Annotated in this window: 19 protein-coding genes; 6 read left to right on the top strand and 13 right to left on the bottom strand. The window is 45.1% G+C overall.

The window, feature by feature from the left end; genetic code table 11:
* Positions 1–226 precede the first annotated feature (226 nt).
* A complete protein-coding gene (cls, locus tag D7V92_RS18320) occupies positions 227–1,663 on the top strand; it encodes a cardiolipin synthase (protein ID WP_121773464.1) in 1,437 nt (478 codons plus the stop codon).
* Here the strand turns inward: cls and D7V92_RS18315 are convergent.
* From D7V92_RS18315 to D7V92_RS18305, 3 genes are read right to left on the bottom strand one after another with little or no spacing between them, the layout of a single operon-like run.
* Positions 1,635–2,192, bottom strand: coding sequence for an RsmD family RNA methyltransferase (locus tag D7V92_RS18315; protein WP_005861342.1), 558 nt, complete (start codon positions 2,190–2,192; stop codon positions 1,635–1,637). The genes cls and D7V92_RS18315 overlap by 29 nt on opposite strands.
* Complete coding sequence (locus D7V92_RS18310) at positions 2,183–3,007, bottom strand: DUF3822 family protein (protein ID WP_009018318.1); 825 nt, start codon at positions 3,005–3,007, stop codon at positions 2,183–2,185. The genes D7V92_RS18315 and D7V92_RS18310 overlap by 10 nt, the downstream gene beginning before the upstream one ends.
* Before the next feature lie 12 nt (positions 3,008–3,019).
* The gene (locus D7V92_RS18305) at positions 3,020–3,655 is read right to left on the bottom strand and encodes a hypothetical protein (RefSeq protein ID WP_005861338.1); all 636 of its coding nucleotides are present in this window, start codon (positions 3,653–3,655) and stop codon (positions 3,020–3,022) included.
* A 93-nt stretch (positions 3,656–3,748) separates the two neighbouring features.
* Here D7V92_RS18305 and D7V92_RS18300 point away from each other — a divergent pair, with 93 nt between their 5' ends.
* The 5 genes from D7V92_RS18300 to D7V92_RS18280 all read left to right on the top strand — a co-directional run bounded on the left by D7V92_RS18300 (position 3,749) and on the right by D7V92_RS18280 (position 8,267).
* Positions 3,749–5,164: an ATP-dependent RecD-like DNA helicase gene (locus D7V92_RS18300; RefSeq protein WP_005861336.1), complete on the top strand. Its 1,416-nt coding sequence runs from the start codon at positions 3,749–3,751 to the stop codon at positions 5,162–5,164.
* A gap of 109 nt (positions 5,165–5,273) precedes the next feature.
* Positions 5,274–5,969 (top strand): hypothetical protein, encoded by a 696-nt coding sequence (locus D7V92_RS18295; protein WP_121773463.1) that lies wholly within the window; start codon positions 5,274–5,276, stop codon positions 5,967–5,969.
* A 9-nt stretch (positions 5,970–5,978) separates the two neighbouring features.
* Positions 5,979–6,683 (top strand): 16S rRNA (cytidine(1402)-2'-O)-methyltransferase, encoded by a 705-nt coding sequence (gene rsmI, locus D7V92_RS18290; protein ID WP_121773462.1) that lies wholly within the window; start codon positions 5,979–5,981, stop codon positions 6,681–6,683.
* 19 nt (positions 6,684–6,702) lie between these two features.
* Positions 6,703–7,575, top strand: a complete 873-nt coding sequence (locus tag D7V92_RS18285) for a hypothetical protein (protein WP_057328114.1) — start codon at positions 6,703–6,705, stop codon at positions 7,573–7,575.
* Positions 7,575–8,267: a YjjG family noncanonical pyrimidine nucleotidase gene (locus tag D7V92_RS18280; RefSeq protein WP_005866942.1), complete on the top strand. Its 693-nt coding sequence runs from the start codon at positions 7,575–7,577 to the stop codon at positions 8,265–8,267. Before D7V92_RS18285 ends, D7V92_RS18280 begins: the two co-directional genes overlap by 1 nt.
* 131 nt (positions 8,268–8,398) lie before the next feature.
* On the opposite strand, the gene D7V92_RS18275 is transcribed toward D7V92_RS18280, so the two are convergent.
* From D7V92_RS18275 to D7V92_RS18230, 10 genes are all read right to left on the bottom strand, one after another.
* Positions 8,399–9,406: an FAD:protein FMN transferase gene (locus D7V92_RS18275; RefSeq protein ID WP_121773461.1), complete on the bottom strand. Its 1,008-nt coding sequence runs from the start codon at positions 9,404–9,406 to the stop codon at positions 8,399–8,401.
* A gap of 1 nt (position 9,407) precedes the next feature.
* Positions 9,408–10,988, bottom strand: a complete 1,581-nt coding sequence (locus tag D7V92_RS18270; RefSeq protein ID WP_121773460.1) for a peptide chain release factor 3 — start codon at positions 10,986–10,988, stop codon at positions 9,408–9,410.
* Between the two features lie 29 nt (positions 10,989–11,017).
* Entirely contained in the window at positions 11,018–11,881 is an 864-nt protein-coding gene (rfbD, locus tag D7V92_RS18265; RefSeq protein WP_121773459.1) for a dTDP-4-dehydrorhamnose reductase, read from the bottom strand.
* A gap of 14 nt (positions 11,882–11,895) precedes the next feature.
* Positions 11,896–12,444 carry a DUF4924 family protein gene (locus tag D7V92_RS18260; RefSeq protein WP_005861320.1) on the bottom strand — a complete coding sequence of 183 codons (549 nt, stop codon included), beginning with the start codon at positions 12,442–12,444 and terminating at the stop codon, positions 11,896–11,898.
* A complete protein-coding gene (locus D7V92_RS18255) occupies positions 12,441–13,367 on the bottom strand; it encodes a Mur ligase family protein (RefSeq protein WP_005861318.1) in 927 nt (308 codons plus the stop codon). Before D7V92_RS18255 ends, D7V92_RS18260 begins: the two co-directional genes overlap by 4 nt.
* Positions 13,368–13,430: 63 nt before the next feature.
* Entirely contained in the window at positions 13,431–14,900 is a 1,470-nt protein-coding gene (locus D7V92_RS18250) for a PD40 domain-containing protein (protein ID WP_121773458.1), read from the bottom strand.
* Positions 14,897–16,672: a DUF6057 family protein gene (locus tag D7V92_RS18245; protein WP_121773457.1), complete on the bottom strand. Its 1,776-nt coding sequence runs from the start codon at positions 16,670–16,672 to the stop codon at positions 14,897–14,899. The genes D7V92_RS18250 and D7V92_RS18245 overlap by 4 nt, the downstream gene beginning before the upstream one ends.
* Before the next feature lie 15 nt (positions 16,673–16,687).
* Positions 16,688–18,256 (bottom strand): ATP-binding protein, encoded by a 1,569-nt coding sequence (locus tag D7V92_RS18240; protein WP_008780705.1) that lies wholly within the window; start codon positions 18,254–18,256, stop codon positions 16,688–16,690.
* Positions 18,257–18,607: 351 nt separating this feature from the next.
* Positions 18,608–20,314, bottom strand: coding sequence for a RagB/SusD family nutrient uptake outer membrane protein (locus D7V92_RS18235; protein ID WP_005866928.1), 1,707 nt, complete (start codon positions 20,312–20,314; stop codon positions 18,608–18,610).
* A gap of 16 nt (positions 20,315–20,330) precedes the next feature.
* Positions 20,331–23,393 carry a SusC/RagA family TonB-linked outer membrane protein gene (locus D7V92_RS18230; protein WP_121773456.1) on the bottom strand — a complete coding sequence of 1,021 codons (3,063 nt, stop codon included), beginning with the start codon at positions 23,391–23,393 and terminating at the stop codon, positions 20,331–20,333.
* Positions 23,394–23,506 lie beyond the last annotated feature (113 nt).

The following is a 23,506-nucleotide window of genomic DNA, read 5'->3' as shown; positions in this document are numbered from 1 at the left end:
GACCTCATTATTTTAAAATGTACATAACCCCGCTTCCAAAGTCAGCTAGCTTCGCTGGCAAAGTAAGTTAACTTACTCGGGCATTTAAGTTAGCTTACTTTGCCATTTAAGTTAACTTACTTTTTGGTCCTTCTATACAGCCCAAAAAGAATACGGAAATTTGCTATTCTCGGAAAGCATTCTTATCTTAGCAAATTATAGCAGATTATAGCAAAGAGAGAGTTTCATGTTAGCAGCCATTCATATACAGTTAATCGTTGGTACGATATTTATCATATTGTATAGCGTCACTATATTAGGACTGGTATTAGTTATCATTACAGAGAATAGGAATCCGTTAAAGACAATTCCTTGGGTAATCGTCTTATTATTAGCACCCGGTATCGGACTGCTTTTCTATTTCTTCTTTGGACAAGATAACCGGAAACAACGGATCATATCGAGGCGTACCTATAAACGCATCATGAAAAGGCCGCAAGAGGGTAAATTACCTCAAGACGCCTGCGTAGTTCCGGACCCCTATAAACCTTTATCGACCTTGTTGACTAACACCAACCAATCCTCCCTCCTATACGGAACACAAATCACGATTTATACGAATGGTACCGATAAGTTCAAAGACTTGCTGGAAGAGATCCAGAAAGCGACCCACCATATCCATATACAATATTATATATTCTGTGATGACGAGATAGGAAAACAGGTGCAACAACTCCTTATCAAGAAAGTAAAAGAAGGTGTGAAGGTACGTGTACTTTATGATGATGTGGGTTGCTGGAATGTAAAAGACGGCTTCTTTAAGGAAATGAAGGAAGCGGGTATCGAGGTATATGCGTTCTTGAGGGTAGCGTTCCCCGTTTTCACCAGTAAGGTGAATTACCGGAACCACCGCAAGAGTATCGTGATAGACGGTAAAGTCGGGTTTATGGGAGGCATGAATATAGCCGACCGATACGATAAGGGAACCTCTTGGGGCACATGGAGGGATACGCATTTCAAATTCGTAGGGAAAGGAGTGCACGGGCTTCAATCCGTATTCCTCATCGATTGGTACGTGGTTAGTAAAAAACTCTTGAACGATCGGATTTACTATCCGGCCGCCCAAATCTATAGCGATAATATTATGCAAATCGCCACTAGCGGTCCGGTAGGTCAATGGAGAACTTTGTTGCAAGCGACCATTTTCATGATCGCCAACGCCAAGAAGTATATCTTTATACAAACCCCTTATTTCCTGCCTACCGAAGGATTGAACCAAGCGTTGCAAACCGCCGCCTTAGGGGGAGTGGATGTTCGTTTGATGCTGCCTAAGCGTTCCGATACACGTTCAGCGAATATGGCCAGTCATTCCTTTATCGACGAGATGGTAAAGGCCGGCGTAAAAGTATACCTCTACAAACCGGGCTTCTTGCATTCCAAGCTAGTCGTGTCCGACGACGCATTGACAAGCATCGGGTCCGCCAATATGGACTTCCGTAGCTTTGAGCATAACTTCGAGATTAACGCTTTCGTATATCAAAAGGAATTCGCCCTGCAAATGAAACGGATCTTTACACACGACATGCATCACTGTGAGCGCTTGATCCCTTCCCGCTGGTTAAAGCGCCCCCTCAAGCAACGCATGGCGGAATCATTTATGCGTCTGTTTTCTCCCCTTCTTTAAGGAAGATGCTAAAGTTCACGGAGCCATACACCCGGTGCTGATAAAAATAAGGCAAAGATGAGAAGTCATTGGTCTTAGGATGTTCCATGATGAATATCCCTCCATCCCTTAGTAAATCACGCTCGAAAACCAAGGCGGGTATTTCCGGCAACTCCGGCAAGGCATACGGGGGATCGGCAAAGATGAAATCGAAACTTTGCTTAGGGGCTGAATTCAAATAACGGAAAACATCCCCACGAATCAGAGCCAATGCATCCGTCTTCAGCTCTTTCGCTACCTTGGCTATAAAAGAGGCATGAGCGTTATTTTTCTCTATGGCGGTTACATTCCGGCATCCTCGTGAGATCAACTCAAAAGAGATACTTCCGGTTCCGGCAAAAAGATCCAACGCATCCATGCCTTCCAGATCCACCAAATTATTTACTACGTTAAAAATATTCTCTTTCGCAAAATCCGTCGTAGGACGTGCGCTAAACGAAGAGGGCACGTCAAAACGCCGACGACCGTATATACCGCTTATTATTCGCATATTAATAAAGATATTAAATCCATAGGGGCTTTCGTTACATCCGTTCCCAACAAATAGGCTTCCGAAGGGATCTCCACCGGCTTAACATGGCGTAAATAGGCTCGCAATCGCTCCAGAACCCGCATTCGCGAGGAAGATTCCCCCGCTAAAAGCAACTGGTCCTTTTCTTGGTTCAATCCCGCCTGTTTCCATACATATAATATATAGTATACTATATCGTCCGATTGGTCGATCGGGTAAGAGTTCACAAATAAGAGTTTCCCTTGAGCATAGCAGGCCACATCCATCCGCTTTCGTTCTATCACGACATACATTTGCCGGGGTAAGCTAGCACTACTTTCTTTTGTCCATAGCGTTAGCGGAGAAGTCATGTAGTGGGAGAAAAAAGGATGCAAAAGAGAACGGGAGCAAAATTCGTAAACCTCCTCGTCTACACCAAACACCAACTTAGCCTGTTGTTCCTTTAAAGTATCGGTTAAGCAATGCAATTCCAGTGTAGAAAAGCTGAAATCCAATAAACGCCCTTCCTTACCGTCCCCCCAATAATTATCAGGGACCAAGCTATATTCCGGAGATACACAGATCACGTTAATCCGTTTATAAGTCCACGTAAGAAACTCATGAGCGAAGAAAAACTCCTTAAGGGAAGAAATGAAAGAGACCGCCCGATCGAATTCCGTTTCCCGATAAAAGAAACTTCCTCCAGCCGAGGGATCATACCCGGAAAAAGAAAGTCCACCCGACCGAAGCCGGATGGACACTATATACTTTTCCGAATTATCAGTAGTTAACGTATCAGGAATGCTGATAGTCATATGAGCCGCTGATTATTCCCAGTTACCTGCGTTGTTATTAATTTCTTCCAAAGAACCTACACGCAATCCCGGGAACTTACCTTGTTTCTCTGCCTTGTCGATCAAGTTATAAGTCAACTGAGCATCCATGTCACGCAAATATTCTTTGTAAGGAACCTCACAAGCGAATACTTTGATCTCATAACCCGAACCAGATTTCAACGTAGCCGTATCCATCTTGAAAGTAATCTTTTCACCCGGAACGGCCGGAACATAACGCATAGCCGCTACATCATAGTTCTTACCCAGCAAAGTATCTTTCGCCAATACCCACATGGTATCACGTCTGATTAAACCTTTCTTAACAGCCTCTGCTTCTGTCATACCTTTCTCCAACTGCTCATCCGTCAATACACCTTCCTTGATCAAGAACGGCAACTTATCCGTATTCAAGAATTTCTCCAAATCGTCGAAACTTCCGGCATGAGTCTTATACATGTTCTTGTATTCGATCTGAGCCTTACGGATTTCAATCAAACGGGCGATGATCGCATTGTCACGAATAGTCTTCTGATCATCATACTCAATCGGACCAGTGACGCTCTTGTAGCACATGTAAACTAGCAGTACAACTGCGGCAGCTAATAAAATCTTTAATGTAACTTTCATGGTTTGTATTGTTTTTTGAATTTATTTCGTTCGGCAAATTTAAAAAAGAATATTTAATACACTACCTTTATCGCGAAAATTATTGCGATCAAAATGATAAATAGTTACATAAGCCAGCAAATCGAACGAAATTTCCCCTATAAACCGACGGATGATCAGTTTTTAGCGCTTCATACGCTTACCGAATTTCTCTTGTCTGAGGAACCGGACAGCCTTCTTCTGATGAAAGGCTACGCAGGAACCGGAAAAACCTCTCTGGTCGGGGCTTTGGTGAAAACGCTTAACGAACTAAAGCAAAAAACGTTTTTGTTGGCTCCAACCGGACGAGCAGCCAAAGTTTTCTCGGGCTACGCTGGCCAAAAAGCGTATACAATTCATAAAAAAATATATCGTCAACGGGCGTTTTCCAATGAGCCGACGGGCTTCATGCCGGCAGATAATTTACATAAAGATACACTTTTTATCGTCGACGAGGCTTCTATGATCGCCAACGAGGGGTTGGATTCATTTGTTTTTGGTTCCGGACGCCTGTTGGACGATTTAATCCAGTATGTCTATTCCGGGGAAAACTGCCGTCTTATCCTAATGGGAGATGTCGCACAGCTTCCTCCAGTAATGCAAACGGAGAGTCCCGCCTTGAATCCTGAGATATTACGGGGTTACAACCTACAGGTTTGGGAGATAGCGTTAACTCAAGTCGTACGCCAAAGCGAGGACTCGGGAATCCTGTTCAACGCTACCCGGCTACGAGACGCACTACGAAACCACACGGTCGAGATCTTTCCGAAATTACAATTAAAAGGCTTCTCCGATTTCACGAAAGTCAATGGAGATGAGCTAATTGAGGAAATATCTTCCGCCTATAGCCGCGACGGTATGGAAGAGACAATGATTATCTCCCGCTCGAATAAACGAGCCACGATTTATAATAACGGCATACGTAACCGTATCCTATACAGGGAAGAAGAGCTATCGTCCGGCGATCGTTTAATGGTAGCGAAGAACAATTATTATTGGACAGCGAATTGCAAGGAGATGGACTTTATAGCGAACGGAGAGATCATTCAAGTCATGCGGGTACGCCGTGTCACGGAGATGTATGGCTTCCGCTTTGCCGACATCACGGCTCGTTTTCAAGATTATGATCTGGAAATCGATTTGAAAATCCTATTGGATACTTTACAGACCGACTCCCCCGCCCTCCCTAAGGAGCTAAACGACAAGCTCTTTTACACCATATTGGAAGATTACGAGGACATTCCTACCAAGGCGGGAAAAATGAAAAAGATGAAGGTAGATCCTCATTACAACGTCGTCCAAGTAAAATACGCTTATGCGGTAACCTGCCATAAAGCCCAAGGCGGCCAATGGATGAACGTCTTTCTCGATATCGGTTACATCACGGAGGAAATGCTTGGTGAGGATTTCTATCGGTGGCTCTACACGGCTTTTACCCGGGCGACCCATCACCTATATCTGGTGAATTTACCGGACGAGTTCGTCGAATGATTTACAATATTTTAAGATCGAAACTGGCAACATTGACAAGAAATACTTATTTTTGTTGCAAAACATACGTATGTCCGGATGATTTATAGCATCTGAAAAACATATAGAAATGGCAAACAAGGAAAAAATAGATTATCTATTGATCGATATCAGGGAGCTGGAGAAGTTGGTAGCCGGAATGAGGGACGCGGAAATCTATCCCGCCTCTTTCTTCAACCAGACCTTCCAGTTGACCCACAAGGTATTGAAGGAGCTTCATACGCTGGAGGAGTTTCAGTTAGAGGCTTTGCGTAAACAAATGGAGGAACACCAACGACTTATCGATTCTATTCCCGTAAGTAAACCTTTACAGATGCCGGAGGTGCAACCGGCTCCGGAAGTATCCCCTACGATCGAGGTCGTACAGGTACAAGAACCGGTCGTTGAGGAACCTATCGTAATAGAACCAATTGTCGAAAAAGTGATCCCAGAAGAAAAGATCGTACAAGAGACAATCCCCTTGAAAGAGATAGAGATTCCACATAAAACTATATTAGCGGATAAATCCAGTATTTCACTGAATGATATATTGGAGAAAAAGAATCTTTCTGATTTCCGTAAGGCATTCAGTTTAAATGATCGTTTCCGCTTCAGAAGGGAATTATTCGGAGGAAATGAGGAGAAAATGAATAAGGCGATCTCAGACCTGAACGATCTTAGCTCGTACGAGGAATCGGTCACTTATCTGAACAAGGTGTTGAACTGGAATATAGAAGACGCTTCCGTAGCCGATTTCATCAAGCTATTGGAAAAACGCTTCTCATAAATATACGATATGGCAAAATTGACTGTAGTCCCAACCCCTGTTGGTAACTTGGAAGATATGACATTCCGGGCGATCCGTGTGCTAAAAGAAGCAGATCTTATTTTAGCGGAGGATACCCGTACGACCGGCATCTTGCTGAAACATTTCGAGATACAGAACAAGATGCAGTCCCACCACAAGTTCAATGAACATAAGACGGTGGAGCAAATCGCGGCCCGTATCAAGGGAGGCGAAAATATCGCCCTTGTTTCCGATGCCGGTACGCCGGCCATCTCCGATCCGGGATTCATGTTGGTGAGGGAATGTGTTCGCCAAGGGGTAAACGTAGAGTGCCTGCCCGGAGCTACGGCTTTCGTGCCCGCCTTGGTAGCATCCGGATTACCCAATGAGAAGTTCTGTTTCGAGGGGTTTCTCCCTCAAAAGAAAGGAAGGCAAACCCGGCTAAAAGAATTGGCTTTGGAATACCGGACTATTATTTTTTATGAATCACCTTTCCGTCTGCTCAAGACCTTGACGCAATTCGCCGAGTTTTTCGGTACGGACCGCCAAGTATCAGTATCCCGGGAAATCTCCAAATTACACGAGGAAACCGTACGAGGCTCCTTAGAAGAAGTAATTCAGCATTTTACCGTGAACGAACCAAGGGGTGAGATTGTTATTGTATTAGCAGGCTTAAAAGATAAAAAGGACAAAGAGACAGAAAAAGATGTTTAACTTAACAAGCAAAAAGAACATGAAGAAAGTATTATTAGTATGTGTCTGCACAGCCATGCTGGCCTCTTGTGGCCAAAATTCAGCGGATTACAAGAAACTAAAGGCTGAGAACGATTCTCTACGTATCGAGAATACGAAGAACACGGATGAGCTTAATGATATGCTCTCCACCCTAAATGATATTGAATCTGATTTTCAATCTATACGTGATGCCGAGAATTATTTGACAATCCAACAACAAACCGGCGGTGAGCTAAATCAGTCACGCAGAGATCAAATCAAGCAGAACATGCAATTGATCAGCGAGACCTTGAAGAAGAACAAGGAGCAAATCAGCCAGTTGGAGGAGAAATTGAAGAAAAGCGGTATACAATCCGCCGCATTACGTAAGACGATCGATCGTCTTTCCTCCGAGCTGGATCAAAAGGCAACGATGATTGTCGCTTTGCAAGAGGATTTGGCAAAGAAGAACGTGCGTATCCAAGAATTGGACGAGATGGTAAGTTCCTTGAATGAGGATGTGGAAAGTCTGGCTACTACCGCAGCCGCTCAATCCGAGAAATTGAACGCTCAAGATAAAGCCCTTCACACGGCTTACTACTGTTTCGGTACTTCCAAGGAATTGAAGGAACAGAAGATCTTATCCGGTGGTGGCCTGTTCTCTAAATCTAAAGTATTGCAGAGTGGTTTCAACAAGGATTATTTCATCTCTATCGATATCCGTGAGGTAAAAGAAATTCCTTTGTTCGCAAGCAAGGCTAAACTAAAATCCAATCATCCGGAAGGATCTTATGAGTTCGTAGAGGATGAAGACGGAAACTTGACCTTGAAAATAAATGACGAGAAGGCTTTCTGGAGCCTAGGCAAGTATTTAGTGATCGAAGTTGGATAATGATTTATAAAAGTATATTTATCGATTTGGACGATACCCTTTGGGATACGTACCATAACAATAAAGAATGCCTTGAAGAGCTATATACCGATTACCACTTTAATCGGTATTATGCCTCCTTCGAGGCTTTCTTCGATATTTATATGCCTCATAATCTAGACTTATGGGCCAAGTACCGTTCGGGGGAAATAGACCGGCAAACCTTAATCTTGGATCGATTTCTCTACGTACTTCGTCCGTTAGGAATAGAAGATAAGAAAACCGTCTTATCGGTAAATAATGATTTCTTGCAACGCACGACCACCAAAACCCGATTAGTGCCCGGAGCCATTGAATTACTGGAATATCTCCGCCCTTCCTATCGGTTATTTATTTTATCAAATGGATTCCGTGAGGTACAATTCAAGAAACTTAGCAACGCTGGCTTGGCTCCTTATTTCGAACGGATGATCCTGTCCGAGGACGCTAATATACAAAAACCCCATAAAGGTATTTTCGACTTCGCCTTAAAGAACACGAACTCACGCCGATCCGAGAGCTTAATGATCGGGGATAGCTGGGAAGCTGATATCATTGGGGCTTACCAATCCAAGATCGACCAGATATGGTTGAATCCGGAAGGATTACCTGCCGATGGATTCACCCCGACCCATACAGTCCGCTCTCTGGAAGAGATCAAATCCATCCTATAAACAGACCTTTCTTACAATGCCCATTATAGCATGCTTACGATGGGCATTATAAGCTCCTTAGAATGGGCATCATAAAGATCTTACAATGCCTATTCTAAGAACAACATCTTAACAGCTTATAAATAAATCAATTACTTATCGGCAGTCACCAGATATCGGCGAAAGCCCTCAGAGTATTCCGGATGATACCCGTCTCCTATCGAATCGGAACAAATAATAAAATAGTCAAGGCCGGGCACTTTAGCGCATAAGGATTTAGCCTCCTCCGAGCCTAAGACCATAAATGCGGTAGCATACGCATCAGCGGTCATGGCATCCGGAGCGACGATCGTAGCGCTAAGGATATCCCGCTGTACAGGGCAACCTTCACGAGGGTCGATCGTATGGGCGTATTTACGTCCATCCTTTATATAAAAATTACGGTAATTACCTGATGTAGCCATTCCTAACGGTTTAGGGAAGCTAACGATCTGCTCGAGTTCTTGATTCATGCCGGCAGCGTCATCCGTAGGCTTCGTGATCCCTAAGCGCCAATCCATGCCCGAGGGATTCACACCTTTCACACGCATCTCGCCACCAAACTCCACCAAATAATTACGGACCCCTTTCTTCTCCAGCATTTGGGCTATCATATCGCAAACCGTTCCATCCGCCAAAGAAGAAAAGTTCATCATCAAGCGAGGATCGTCCTTCACGATGCGATCCCCTTCTAAACGAACTTTCTGAAAACCGATAAACTGACGGACACTGTCGATATGAGCAGGGGTTACGCTATCCTTCCGGCTGAAGCCAAACCCCCAAAGGTTGATCAACGGGGCGCAAGTCACGTCGTAGGCCCCATTTGTCTCAGTAGACACTTCAAGCGCCTTCTTAAAGACTTTTTGGAAGAGCGTATCTACCCGTATGTCACGGTTCTGGTTTACCTGACTGATTACCGAAGTAGAATCAAAAGCATTAAACAGGTGGTAGAAATATTTCAACTGCTCGTCAATCTCCTTATCCAATGGTTTAGTATGCTCAAACTTAATATGATAAGGTGTATGAAGCCTTCCGGATACCTCATAGTATTGGGGAGCCTGTTCACAACTTATCAACAAGATATTAACAAGTAAACAAAGAATGGAGAATTGACTTTTCATATTAGAACTCTGATGTAAAATGGAACTTAATATCCGGAAAATCCTGTTGGGCCATCATCAATACATAGCTGGAATCCGCTAAATAAACATCACGGCCTTCCTTATCCAACGCCATATATTGCGCCTTACGTTTCTTGAAATTCTCCAATGCCTGTTGGTTATCACTCTCGATCCAGCAAGCCTTATATAGGCTGATCGGCTCCCATTTACATTGAGCGGCATACTCATGCAACAAGCGGTATTGAATAACCTCAAACTGCAATTGTCCCACGGTACCGATAATCTTCCGGCCATTGAATTGATTGGTAAACAACTGGGCTACACCCTCGTCCATCAATTGCTCGATACCTTTGTTCAATTGCTTTGCCTTCATCGGATCGGCGTTCTCTATATATTTGAACATCTCGGGAGAGAAGCTTGGCAATCCCTTGAAATGCAATTCCTCTCCGGAAGTCAACGTATCCCCTATCTTAAAGTTCCCGGTATCCGGCAAACCGATAATATCACCCGCAAACGCCTCATCCACCACTTCTTTCTTCTGAGCCATGAAAGCCGTCGGACTACTGAAACGCATCATCTTACCGAAGCGTACATGCTTATAGTTCGCGTTACGCTCAAAACGACCGGAACAAATCTTCACAAAAGCGATACAACTGCGATGGTTCGGGTCCATATTCGCATGGATCTTGAAAATGAAGCCGGTGAAATTATCCTCATTCGGGTCTACCACACGCTCTACCGCATGGATCGGACGTGGCGAGGGAGCGATACGAATAAAGCAATCCAATAGCTCTTTCACACCGAAGTTATTCAGAGCGGAGCCAAAGAATACCGGAGCGATATCCCCATCCAAATACGTATTCACATCAAATTCGGGATAAACCCCCTCTATCAACTCTATATCCTCACGAAGCTTCGCAGCTTGCGTAGGATCAATATAAGTCTCGAGATCCGGACTAGTGATATCCTTGAATTCCACATTCTCCGTCACATATTGCTTACTCGGGGTATATAGGTTCAGTTTCTGCTCAAAAATATTGTATACGCCCCGGAAACGTTGTCCCATATCGATCGGCCAGCTCAATGGGCGTACCTTTATCTGTAATTCTTCTTCTATCTCATCCAGCAAATCAAAAGGATCTTTACCATCACGGTCCATCTTGTTGACAAAAACGATCACCGGAGTCTTACGCATACGGCAAACCTCCATCAACTTACGAGTCTGCGCCTCTACTCCCTTGGCGATATCGATTACGATAATAACGCTATCCACCGCCGTCAAGGTACGGAACGTATCCTCGGCGAAATCTTGGTGGCCCGGTGTATCCAAGATATTAATCTTATGATCGGAATAATCAAAAGCCATTACGGAGGTAGCTACGGAGATACCGCGTTGCTTCTCAATCTCCATCCAGTCGGACGTGGCAGTCTTCTTGATTTTATTAGACTTCACCGCTCCCGCTACATGGATAGCGCCACCAAATAACAATAATTTCTCGGTAAGCGTAGTCTTACCGGCATCCGGGTGGCTGATTATGGCAAACGTTCTTCTTCTTTCAATCTCTTCTGAATACTGGCTCATTCTATTTTATATGTATATATTGTTATCAGTTACACTTTGTTATTCATGCAGTAGGCCAAGCTAGTCTCCCAATGGGGAATCGTCAGTCCGTACGAGCTTTTTATCTTACCTTTATTCAATACGCTATAATGCGGGCGGCTGGCCGGTGTCGGATAATCCTTGGTCTCTATGGGTATCACCCGGTTATTCATACCTGCTATTTGCAAGATCTTTACCGTAAAATCATACCAGCTACACACCCCCTCGTCCGAGAAATGATAGATACCCGGTATAAATTTACCCGCCTCGGCACGTTCCAGCACGGTAAGCATAGCGACCGCTAAATCTCCGGCATAAGTAGGCGTACCCACTTGGTCGAATATGAAACGCAACTCATCCCGCTCCTTTCCCAAACGCAATACCGTCTTCATAAAATTGTTTCCATACTCAGAATACAACCAAGCCGTACGGATAATCACGGAATCCGGACACACCTCCATCAAGGCCCGCTCTCCCGCCAGTTTCGTACGTCCATATACGGAAACAGGACAAGTCGCATCGCTTTCCAGATAAGGACGGCAACTCGTTCCATCGAACACATAATCGGTAGATACATGAATCACCTTCGCACCTACGGCATGAGCGGCCTCACCTAAGTTCCGTACCGCATCCCGGTTGATGCGCATACACAGATCCTCATGCTCCTCCGCTTTATCCACCGCCGTATAAGCGGCGCAATTCATGACATATTGAACATCATTTTCCAAGACATATTTCCGGACGGCCTCCTTGTCGCAAATATCCAACGTATCTATATCCGTAAAAAGAAAATTATAGCCGGGATACTGGCTGATACGAGCGTGGATAGAACTTCCCAATTGACCGTTCGCTCCGGTTACCAAAACTGTCTTCATGTCTATATCTATTATTAATCCTCTAGTTTAAGTTCCCCTTTCATATCTTCCCGATATTTCTCGGCGAGCAACGCCAAGAAGGAACTGATTTGTTTAATACCCTCTAACGTCTCCGCACTCACCTCTTTCCCTTGCATACGCAAAAGCAGATAGCCATATACGGCGGCGAAACAAGTTTCCAACTCCGGCAGATCCTCTCCACCCGATTTAGCCCGGAGCTGTACGATATAAGGAAGCGTCTTATAATAAGCCGCGCTATAAACCATCTCTTTCGGAGATTTCAAAAGACGGAGATGCAAATCGGTCAAAGTAATAATCACATTCTTGTTCAATTGGATATGACCTTTCTCCATCACCCCTTCGCTACGCATCATCTCGATCAATTCCTCGTACCATTGAGCGATCTCCTTCTTCACCTCCTCGGGCTGGTCGTAATGGGCGATCACCGTGCGGTTGATCGAATCCATATCGAACTTATTCGCCCGGATCAAGTCCTCAACCTGCCACATATAAAGCAGATATTCAGCGATATTCTCTTTTCTTTTTTGTCTAGCTATTATCATATCGGCAAAGATAAACTATATTCCGATAACGCTTGATAAAAATCCGCGTCTTTAACGCCTAACTGCCGGCAAGCCAAACGTGCCGCATTCAGATTGATCAAGAAATAGCGATTGGGAATCCGTACCGGATAGTCTCCGTAGCGAGTATGCAGAAAAGTCTGCCCGTCTTTCTCCACGACCGGATGTTCCTCAAAAGGGATAGCGGTGATATCGCTCCGGACGTCCCCTGCCAACTGACTGACAGTATCATCACCTCCAAAATAAATCAATTTCCCTTCCCGCTCAATAGAAACGGAGAAAGATTGATAAGTGGATAAATAGGCCTCCGGAGTCGCATGATCCGTCTCGGTAGACCAAGATAAATTCGTCAGGATGGCGATATGCGGACGATAGAATTCCAATTGGAAACGCTTGTCCAAGGCAGAGGTGATATGCTCATCTCCTTCGATCAAAGCGATACGTGCCTCATAACTCAAATGTACCCGATTCGGAAGCGAGTCCACCTTGCTAGTCAACGCATAGTCGAACGCCAACTTTTGCCGACGCAACGCACAGACCATCATGGAAATAATTGTCTTCTTTCCACGACTACCCGCCACAACAACCCGAGTTTTCGACCGAGTCCGTTGAAATATAAATTCCGGAATGGATTGGATTAACATCCCCAATTCCTTCGCACGCAATAATTCCGGGTTATCTTGCTTTACTTTAGCACCCAAAACCACCGAGTGAATATCTTTTATTAATTTCTCCGGAAACCACCCATCTCCATAACAGGTACAGCCCGCGTTATGAAGTCTTCCTATCATCTCTTCAGTCAGACCACAACCGGAAGCGCTTACCTCATATCCTTTTTCTCGAAGTGCTAGGGCTAGATCTAAAACCAAAGGTTCGGTTACGGAGATCAAATGAACTTTTCGCATCGTTTTGATTTTAGCGCAAAAGTACGACTTTTATAAATACCTTCGGCACAAAGAAGTGAAAAATTAGATGCCCTCGATATGTTTAATGGTCGTAGTGTCTTCTTTTCGTGAAGCCTCGACCAACCTTTCCTTCGAGATTATAACCGGAGTATGTATAAATTCCGGAACATTAAACGAGAACAGGGAGCATTCATAATAATCCGGAGATGCTTGCGGTAACAAGAAAGGTTTACCGCACTGCCCCCGCTCATTCACATGTACCAAATACGGGCGTGTGAAAAGCCCATCGTCCCGGCGGCTGGAAAAGACAAACCAACGACTATTGCCGCTCCAAGAATGATAGCTCTCTACATCCGGGCTATTCACTTCCGGCAAAGAATCGATTGCCCCGGTAGACAGATCCAGCATATACAAATCCGCATCCTTATGCCAAATAGAGAAATTGCCATAATCGGACACCGTATAAAGTAGCCGCTTCCCATCCGGGGAGACTCTCGGGAACTTAACACTCCGGCCCGCTTCCCTCGCATTATATAAGGTATCCACTTGGGTTCCAATCGAACCGTCTTCCGGATCAAAAGCGACTCGTAGCAGGTTATACCGGACATCCCGATAATTTTCCGGCATACAGACAGAATCCGCCGAACAGAACAGCAGATAGTTACCATCCGGAGTAAAAGTGGGAAAAGTCTCATAACACGCCATGGAAGCCAATAATGGCGAACTGAATACCCTCTCCTTCTCCGTGTCATAGATCAGCACGTCCGATTCCACGTCATATACCTCAATCCGATTCTCATCGGAAAGATGGAAGTCTTGGTGGGTCTCATTGGTAGAAAAAGCGACATACCGGCCGGATGGATGCCAATACGGATAAACGAACGAAGCCGGCTTACCGTCCCGTTCCAACGCAATCGTCTTTACCTGCCGATGATCAATCAAGTAAGTCCCATTATGAGAACCCCGCTGATGAAAAAGCATTTGTTCCCCTTGTCGCTCACAAAAGGCATGGCAGTTCATACAACTATTATTTGTCGATTGGTTATCAAGAATAGACTTTTCAACATAGTTTTCAACACATCGTTGATAAATCCCCATCTCGTTCCACATCCGATATCCGGGAAAAATACGGCGATACACCAAATAAGCGTCAACGGAATCTCTTGACACATAGATAGGGAAACTCATTTGTTTCCAATCACTTTGAGGTTCTCGAAAATAAACCGTCACATCTATTTGTTTTCCTTGTGCGTCCTGCGATAAGACCTTCCAATCCGTTTCCGGCAGGTTGAAAACACCATGATCGGCTGCGATTATCAACTCCCTATTCATAGTTTTCAACCGAGTTATCCCCTGTAGCTGTTGATCAACCAACTTGAAATTGGGAGGGGCCATATTGACCGGTACAGTAACTTCCCTGTAATCCGGAAACACGTCAGTTTCTCCTTGTTCCGCTTGCGCAGGAACTTCCGGTCTACAAGCCACAAGTCCCAAAAGACAACCTATAATCCAACAGATAGATAATCGCTTCATTGTTCTTCTCCTTTAAAGATCTTGAAATAGTAATAATACCAATAGGTATCTCCAAATTGTCGATACATCGAGGACACATCCACTTGGTTGGCAGATCGTCCCAAAACCTGCTTGAATTCCCGGTATCGATCTACGATCTCCGGCTGTATGGAATAGGAGGAAAGCGATATACTGTCTTTGTCCGCCAACAACAATCCGGCTTCTTGGAAATGCCGGGGTATCGGTTCCCCCTTCATGAAAGGTGTCTCTTCCAAGAACCGGCCAAATGCATCCAGCTTCTTACCCAACAAATAATAACATCCCCGGTATTCCCAACCGATCCGATGATCCGGAAGATTGTATCCACTCCATAAGGAATCGACAGGTACGGACAAACTCAGTCGATCTCTTTTCTCAACAGGCATATATTTGTCACTCAACTCCGGATCTTTATCCTTTAATTCCGGATGTACCAGATAGGTAGCATAACGGCAAGCCCAATCTTTATAGAATGGCATAGCGGCAAGCAAGTCCAAATATTTCTTGGCCAGCGCCACCTCACCCCTAATCAGACAAACTTGCACGAAACGTTGCATCATGCGGGCACTCCCTTTACGTTTGGCTTGCGTAAATCCGTCCATCGCAAAGCTTTCAGACAAAGAGACATCGCCAACAAGAAAATGAACATCGCTCAATAAACGATCCATGTAAAAGGTCTGATTCCAATCGGCACATAAGCTTTTCGTTCCTTTCTGATCGAAAGTAAACATCCGGTCGGCCAATTCTCCCTTATGGGCCAACGACATATTCAAATAGTTTAAGCTAACATAATTATAGATCTGCTTTCCCCGGTACTTATCAATAATGGCGTCCCATTGCCTCTCCCGGGCTAAGAAAGAGAGCTCGTCAAGCATCATGCGTTGCGCATGCCAAGGTTCCGGCAGGCAAAACCGTATGGATACCAGCGCCGTGATCAGACAAACAACAAGGGCTACCCGATCCATCCATTTACTCTTCTCGCCAATCACCGGAACAAAGCGAGCGAATAAAGCAACACCGACAATCGAAAGGGTAAAGAAAGTCCATACACGATACATATAATAATGAGGTAATCGCTGTATCTCCAGATAGGCTTCCGGCATCCATCCATCAGACAAAGGTACAGGAATCCCTAACCATCCGCTAAACAAATAGATAAAAAGCGCTGGGATCAAGCAGGCAGCGGCGGCCAATCTTTGCCGCGACGTTTTGTAGCGGAGTAAGGCTAACAGCGTATATAAGAAAGCGTAACAGACAGATAGAAGCCCGGTCAGCCCACATAAAAAAAGTGTAGAGGCAATTCCGTATCCGGCAATAGAACCCGCCCTCCGCACCTTTAGCGAGACCGACAAAGCTAAAAGCATCAAAACCACGCCAACCGTCCCGTCCACCAAATACTCCCCATGAATACTCATCTTAACCAGATACAGGACCGGCAATAAAGAAAGGAACAGCAGGTAGGTCTTGTCAGAAAAACAACGCAAGATCCTATAGACCATAAACCCGCAACCAACGAGTAAAACCGTATGGAGAACCACCGCCGACATAGGCTGCCGGTAGTATTGAATGATCCATTGCCCGGCGACAGCGCAAAATCCTCCCGGCTGAAAAAGGAACTCCCGGATATACCACCACTCAGGTATAAACAATTGCATCTCCTCCTGACCGACAAACACAAACACGCCAAAAAGCAGGAAATAATAAAAAATAGCAGCTGTCGAAAAAGACCAGAAAAGCGTTTGTTTCCAGTTCATATACTTAATAGATTATTATTCCACCAACCATCGCTCGATGTTACGGGTCACAGAGGAGAAGTTCACGCCGATCTTAAAAACTTGCCGTGGATCACTCGCAAAGGGAAGCGCATACTGTCTCTCCTCTATCTGGCGCAACGCCTCCTCGGCGGTGCCGTTCAGCTTGAATTCCATCACGTAGATATAGCGATCGGTCTTCAGAACGAGATCAATACGCCCTTGTGAGGTATGATATTCCACCTGCGTATAAAGTCCAACCAACTTAAATACGATAAAAAGCACGTTCCGGTAATGCAACTCCGTATCACGCTCCGGCTTCTGGCCGGCGATCACCTCATAGGGTGTATCAGCGAAGAAGCTTTGTAAACGGCGGAAGAACGCATCGTAATCACCGGAGCGTATCTCTCGTACGAATTGCCCGATCTCGAAAGGGGTCTTGGGCGCACTAACACTCGTGTAAAATGGAAGGAGATATTTCACGAAACCTTCTTCCACTTCCCGGTTCGGGAAACCTAGCCGGTAGATACCAAATTCAGGATCGTAATCCTTGATCGTCAAGTAACCACTCTGGTAGATTACGGGAACGGGATTTTTCGAGGCAGCATCGATACTGTTCAACACATCCGCATCAGTCTCCGTGTTCGCCATCTCGTAAAGGTCGTAATGGGTATGCTTGAGTAATTCAACGAGGTAAGAGGGCGTACCGGTCTCGAACCAATAATCTCCGAACTCCATCTTGGCGAAGGTATTCAATAGGCTAAAGGGATTGTATATTCCCGCAGACTTGGCGGTAAAATGGTATCCGTCATAGCGCTCCTTGAGTTTCTGGCTGGTTTCCTCATAATCCAGTTCCTGTGTCTCAGCCAGCTCCTTCAACTCCTCTTCTAGGTAGGCATGTATCTCTTTCTCCGTGATGCCACATATCTCGACGTAGCGATTGTCCATCGAGATATCCATAAGGTTATTCAAATCGCTGAACACGCTTACCTTACCAAACTTCGTCACCCCTGTCAACAAAGCGAAACGAATGGCTCTATCCATCGTCTTTAACACGCCGTAGAAAGGCTTCAACATATTCCGCAATTGCGTTTGCGTCTTTTCATCGTGCAGGTTTTGCAGCAAAGGCTTGTCGTACTCGTCAATCAATATCACCACGCGATGCCCGGTCTGGCGGTAAGCCTGTTCTATCACATAACTGAAACGTTCCTCCAAGGCACGATCCTGTTTCTCCGTTCCATATAAAGCCTCCCATTTCTCCAAGAACTCATTCAAGATACTAGTCAGAGCGGCAGTATCTTTATAATGACGAGCATTCAAGTCCAAATGCAAGATCGGATATACCTCCCAGTCTTTCTCCAACCGTTCCATCGCCAACCCCTCGAACAGCTCCCTCTTCCCTTGGAAATAGGCCTCCAACGTAGATAGCAAGAGACTCTTGCCGAAACGCCGCGGACGACTCAAGAAATAGTAACTTCCGGTCTTAGCCAACTGATAAATCAAAGCTGTCTTATCAATATAGAGATAACCGTCTTTACGGATCTTCTCAAAGTTCTGTATGCCGATAGGATAAATTGTCTGGTTCATAGCGATGATCGTTTAGATATACTTACCATGAACAAAGATAGACATTCCTTTTTATCAGAACAAGATAAGAACATATGATCTCAAAAACTTTCCTTGACAATACGCTTGACTGGCAGGAAAAAACGCTCGATCAAACGCAATTCCTCCCATTTTGAATAAGAACTAATAGCAGATCAAAATTATATGCCAGAAAACGCAGTAGTACTTACTTCGTCTACAAATATATACTTACTTGCCCGATGAAGTATATATTCTCCGGTTAAGTAAGTACTACTGCGTTTTCCACACCATATCAAAAAAAGGAGGTATGCCCAACTGACATACCTCCTTTTTTATATTAAGTTTAACTTATTAATATCCCGGGTTCTGTTCCAACAACGGGTTCGCACCCAATGACAATTGATGCAATGGATAACGATTGTATTTCTCATCGTTCGTAGCCTTATGATCCCACCAATCCTCTGTCACATATGCGTCCCAACGGATTAAGTCCGTGCGACGACGGGCCTCGCGCAAGAACTCTTGCATCCATTCCTTCAGCATACGGTATTTATCCAAATTGGCAGCGGTAACAGGATCCGGGTCGTTTCCACCCTCGAAGTTACGCTTACGGATGGAGTTGATGATATCGGCCGCACCATTCTTATCGCCCAAACGCATCTTACATTCCGCCAAAGTATAATAGATCTCTGTCAGACGAATTACAGGACAATCTGGGTTGAAACGTTCCTTGAACTCATCTTGATTAGGCAGAGGACTAAATTTAAGAACACGCACGCCTGAGTTCTCCTCTGCATCGGCAATCGTAGAAGTCAGATCCTTAAGACTGGCTACCGTATTGCCCACCTGGCTGATATGAGCGATCTGGTCTACGACATTCAAGACCTTGCCGGCATACTCGCGGGCACCCAAGCATTTGTACTCGGGGAAATCCGGGTTTTGCAACTCACCAACGATAAACATACCACGGTATTTGCGACCACCCTCATATACATACTGCTGCTTACGGATATCCTTGTCGTTGAATGTCTCGTATGGATTACCTACGTTAAACTTATACAAGTTACCCTCCGGATCGCGACTAGGGCATAGGCAAAGCCCATTATTACCACTAGCATCCTGCAAGCCCCCTAAGAAATCCTTGAAATTATAGGGAAGAGTGAAGGCAGTCAAACCACCATCCGTCTCACCTTTGGCATTCTCGGAAGGTACTGTCCAGATAATCTCCGGGCAAGTCTCATTACCCCAACCAAAGATCTCGGTGAAATGGTTGGCCAATTTATACTGACCATACTTTCCATCGATAATATCCTGACAAATCTTAGCGGCCTCCTCATACATCGGTTTATTGATATACGATTCAGCGTTGAAATACAAACGAACCTTCAAAGCCGCAGCCACAGCACGATGGATAACGTTCGTCTCGGGTGCTCCCAAGGTCTCCTTCAACGGAAGATTCGGCATAGATACATCCAACAAGGAGTCGATAAAATGGAAAGTCTCCACATCTGTAGCACGAGCCTTCACATCCTCCTTCGTAGATGTGTAAAGAGGCATACCACCAAACATGTCCAAACCATCCAAATAAAAAGAGGCAGCCAATACGTTCAACTGATTAATCATTGATACACGATCCTCCTCAGTCAAGCCCACCGATACGAAATCGATATTCTCCAAATCCTCCAAGGCACTCCACGACTGAGCCACACCCATCGTCGTCAAGTCCCATCCATCCTTCATCGGGCTCATATCATCCATAAAATGATGATGATGCATGTTCTGATAAACGGCGCCATCAAACCAGTCATTACCACGAGTAGGCACACACATAGCATCAGTTCCCACTTCCATCAAGCGCACACGAGCGTCGTTATGAGCTACCCACCAACGCCAATGCGTAAAAGGACGATTAAAACGCGACCAAATCGCGTCTGCATTCGTATAATACGTGTCGGGAACAACCTGCGAATAGAAGGTAGGATCCACATCACATGAGGTACCCAGCAGCAAGCAAGCAGCCCCGGCTACCATCCAATTTGTTATCTTGCTAATTTTCATTTTCTTCTTACCTTTTTTAGAATGTTACTTGAATACCTAAAGTGTATGTGCGGACAATCGGGTCACAGTTCCAAACCTTATCGGTACCACCTGTCCAGCCTGTGATATCTACCTCTGGATTATGTCCGCTATATCCTGTAATAGTCGCTACATTGCCGACAGTTCCATATACGCGCAGACGCTCTGCCCATTTTGTATACTTATTCAACGCCAATGTATAACCTAACGTAATCGCATCTATCTTCAAGAACGAGCCATCCTCCAAGAAGTAATCGCAAAGCTGCTTCACGCCGCGAATGTCCTTAAACTTCGGATCGTCAAGCGCCGGTTTCCAAAGATTCCACTGGCCGGCACCACTCTGTCCCTGGATACCCAAGTACATCGGATAAGTATTCAAGACATCGAAACCTATCCAACTACGCATATTAATACCCAAGTCAAAATTCTTATAAGTAAAGGTATTGTTCCATCCCATCATCACCTTGGGCAGATAATTACCGATATATTGTTTGTCGTCTACACTCTTCTGGGAAGCAGGTATAACCTCACCATCCTTATTGTACAAAAGGAAGTCTCCTTTATCGTCGAATCCAGCGAATTTCCACATATGGAACGCACCGATCTCTGCCCCCTCTTCAATACGAGCGGCATCGCCCGGCCATCCCGGTTCATCCATAGCGTTACCATCCATACGTGAATTGTTGCCATACATCGTAAGGATCTTACCCGAGTTATGGCTCATATTCAAGCTGGAAGTCCAAGTGAAGTCCTTATTCTGGATGATGTCACCACCAACCTCGAACTCCCATCCTTTACTCTCCATCTCGCCAATATTCTGCCATTGCTTGCCATTTGGATACGGTGGCTGTGGAACATTCACCTCGTAGATCATACCATCGATCTTACGACGATAGTAATCGAACTTACCATACATACGGTTGCCAAAGAATGAGTAGTCCACACCGATATTCCACTCCTTCTTCTCCTCCCATCCCAAATAAGGATTCACGTTAGAGCTCGGACCATAGACATAAGCCCAGCTTCCGCTAGGAAGCATCCAGTATTGGTCGCGGCTCAACGTATTAGCCATATAGGAAGCATCGAAGTCGTTATTACCTGTAACACCATAACCAAAACGAACCTTCAAGTCGCTCACCCAGTCAAACTCCTTCATGAACTCCTCGGCAGATACACGCCAACCTCCGGACAACGCCCAGAAGTTACCCCAACGGTTCTCGGCGGCAAACTTTGATGATCCCTCATGACGGATTGTGGCAGAAACCATATATTTGTCATTGTAAGAGTAGTTGGCACGAGCATACAATGCAAACAGGCGCTCTGTGATATTCTTACCTGATCCCATGGCAGCCTTACCATCTGTCAGATATGAACCCGCACCTAAGTCCCAATATTTCAGTCCCTCAACACCGAAGTCATAGTTCTCAGCATTGAAATTCTCTCCATTCTTCTCGAAATAAGAGTAACCAGCAACGGCATTCAAGCTATGGCCACCCTTGAACTCCTTCAGATATGTGAAGTAACCCTCAGATGTAAGGTGCTCAGTCTTTGAGAACTCAAGTTTAGCCCAACCGCCACGGTTGTTTGTCACCTCATCGCGGTGGTAACGAGAGCGGAACTGGTGGAGCTCCCACTGACGGTTCTCGTAACCCAATGTCTGAGAATAGCTCAATCCCTCAATGGGCTTGATGTTCAACTTCATTGTAACCTCAGGCTTGAACCACTTGTCCAATCCCTCATAGTCGGTCAACATACGGTCGGCTACGATATTATAGTCCAATGTCTCGCCAGTCCACACATTATAGCCTGTCGGGCTTTCCGGGTCAAATGGCGAACGAGTCGGGTTATTATACAACGCCTGCTTGAAGTTTGCCTTCTTATCCTCATCCGATCCATCGGAAGTACGAGCAGTCTGACGATAATCCACGATCGGACGGATCTCTAACCAACCATCGAACAGCTTAAAGTTTGCATTCAAGCGTCCACTATAGTCCTTACGGTTATCCTTAATCGTGATGCCTTCGTTGGTCTCATAGAAGAAAGAGGTGTACACTTGTGCGTTCTCGGTACCTAGCTCCAAAGAGAGGTGATGTTTTTGCGAGAAGTTATCCTTCTGCAAAAGAGCGTCCCACCAATCAGCGTTCTGCCCGTAATCAGTGATATTCACGTCCGTACGATTGCGATATTCATCGGCGGTCATCATATCCGGACGGCCATAGTTTTGTTTCTTCGAAAGCTCAGTACTATAATTCAATTTTACTTTACCATTCGTGTTAGAACCACTCTTCGTTGTGATCAAGATCACACCCGAAGCAGCACGTGTACCATAGATCGCACCAGCGGAAGCATCTTTCAGCACATCGATAGATTTGATATCGTCTTGGTTCAAGGCACGAATATCACCTCCCGGGAAACCATCGACAACGATCAATGGAGCCTTACCAGAGTTGATAGAGGTCAAACCACGCAACTGGATCGTGGTCGTACCATTGGCACTACCATTATTTTGCAAGATCAAACCGCTGATCTTACCTTGCAAAGAGCTGGTGATATCGGCACCACCCACACCTTTCATCATATCGCCGGCAGACAATGAGGTAACGGAGCTGGTCACTTGCTTCTTCTCCATCGTACCGTAACCTACGACCACGACCTCTTCAAGAGCCTGGGAATCTTCCGACAACGTAACATTTATAACACTTTGACTGCCAACCGGGACTTCCTTGGTCGTGTAACCGATATAAGAGATTTCCAAAACAGCGTTTGCGGGCACATCTTGCAACGTAACCGAGCCGTTCATGTCGGTTACGTTACCGATAGTAGTTCCCTTGACCAACACGTTCGCGCCGATCAACTCACCCATTGAATCTGAAACCTTAACCGTAATAGTCTTACCATTTTGCATGACCGATTCAACATTCGGTCCGTAGTTGTGCGAGGGTTCCACAGCCGCCAATCCTTGAAAGGAGGCCATACATAGGAATCCCGTGGTAAGCATCATAACACTTGGTTTGAACAAGCTTAAACACAATTGCTTGCTCTTCTTACTACATTTTTCCATCTTTATTATTAAATGGTTATAATTAATTGAGATTAACAATATTCAAACACCAAAAACCTACTTTCTGCTATCTCTGAGCGCAGTCCCTAATAAAAATGACTAGCTAAAACGTT

Origin of the sequence: Parabacteroides sp. CH2-D42-20 (genome assembly GCF_003670185.1) — a bacterium.
GTDB classification, from domain to species: Bacteria; Bacteroidota; Bacteroidia; order Bacteroidales; family Tannerellaceae; genus Parabacteroides; species Parabacteroides distasonis.
This window is presented reverse-complemented; position numbering and strand designations above follow the sequence as displayed.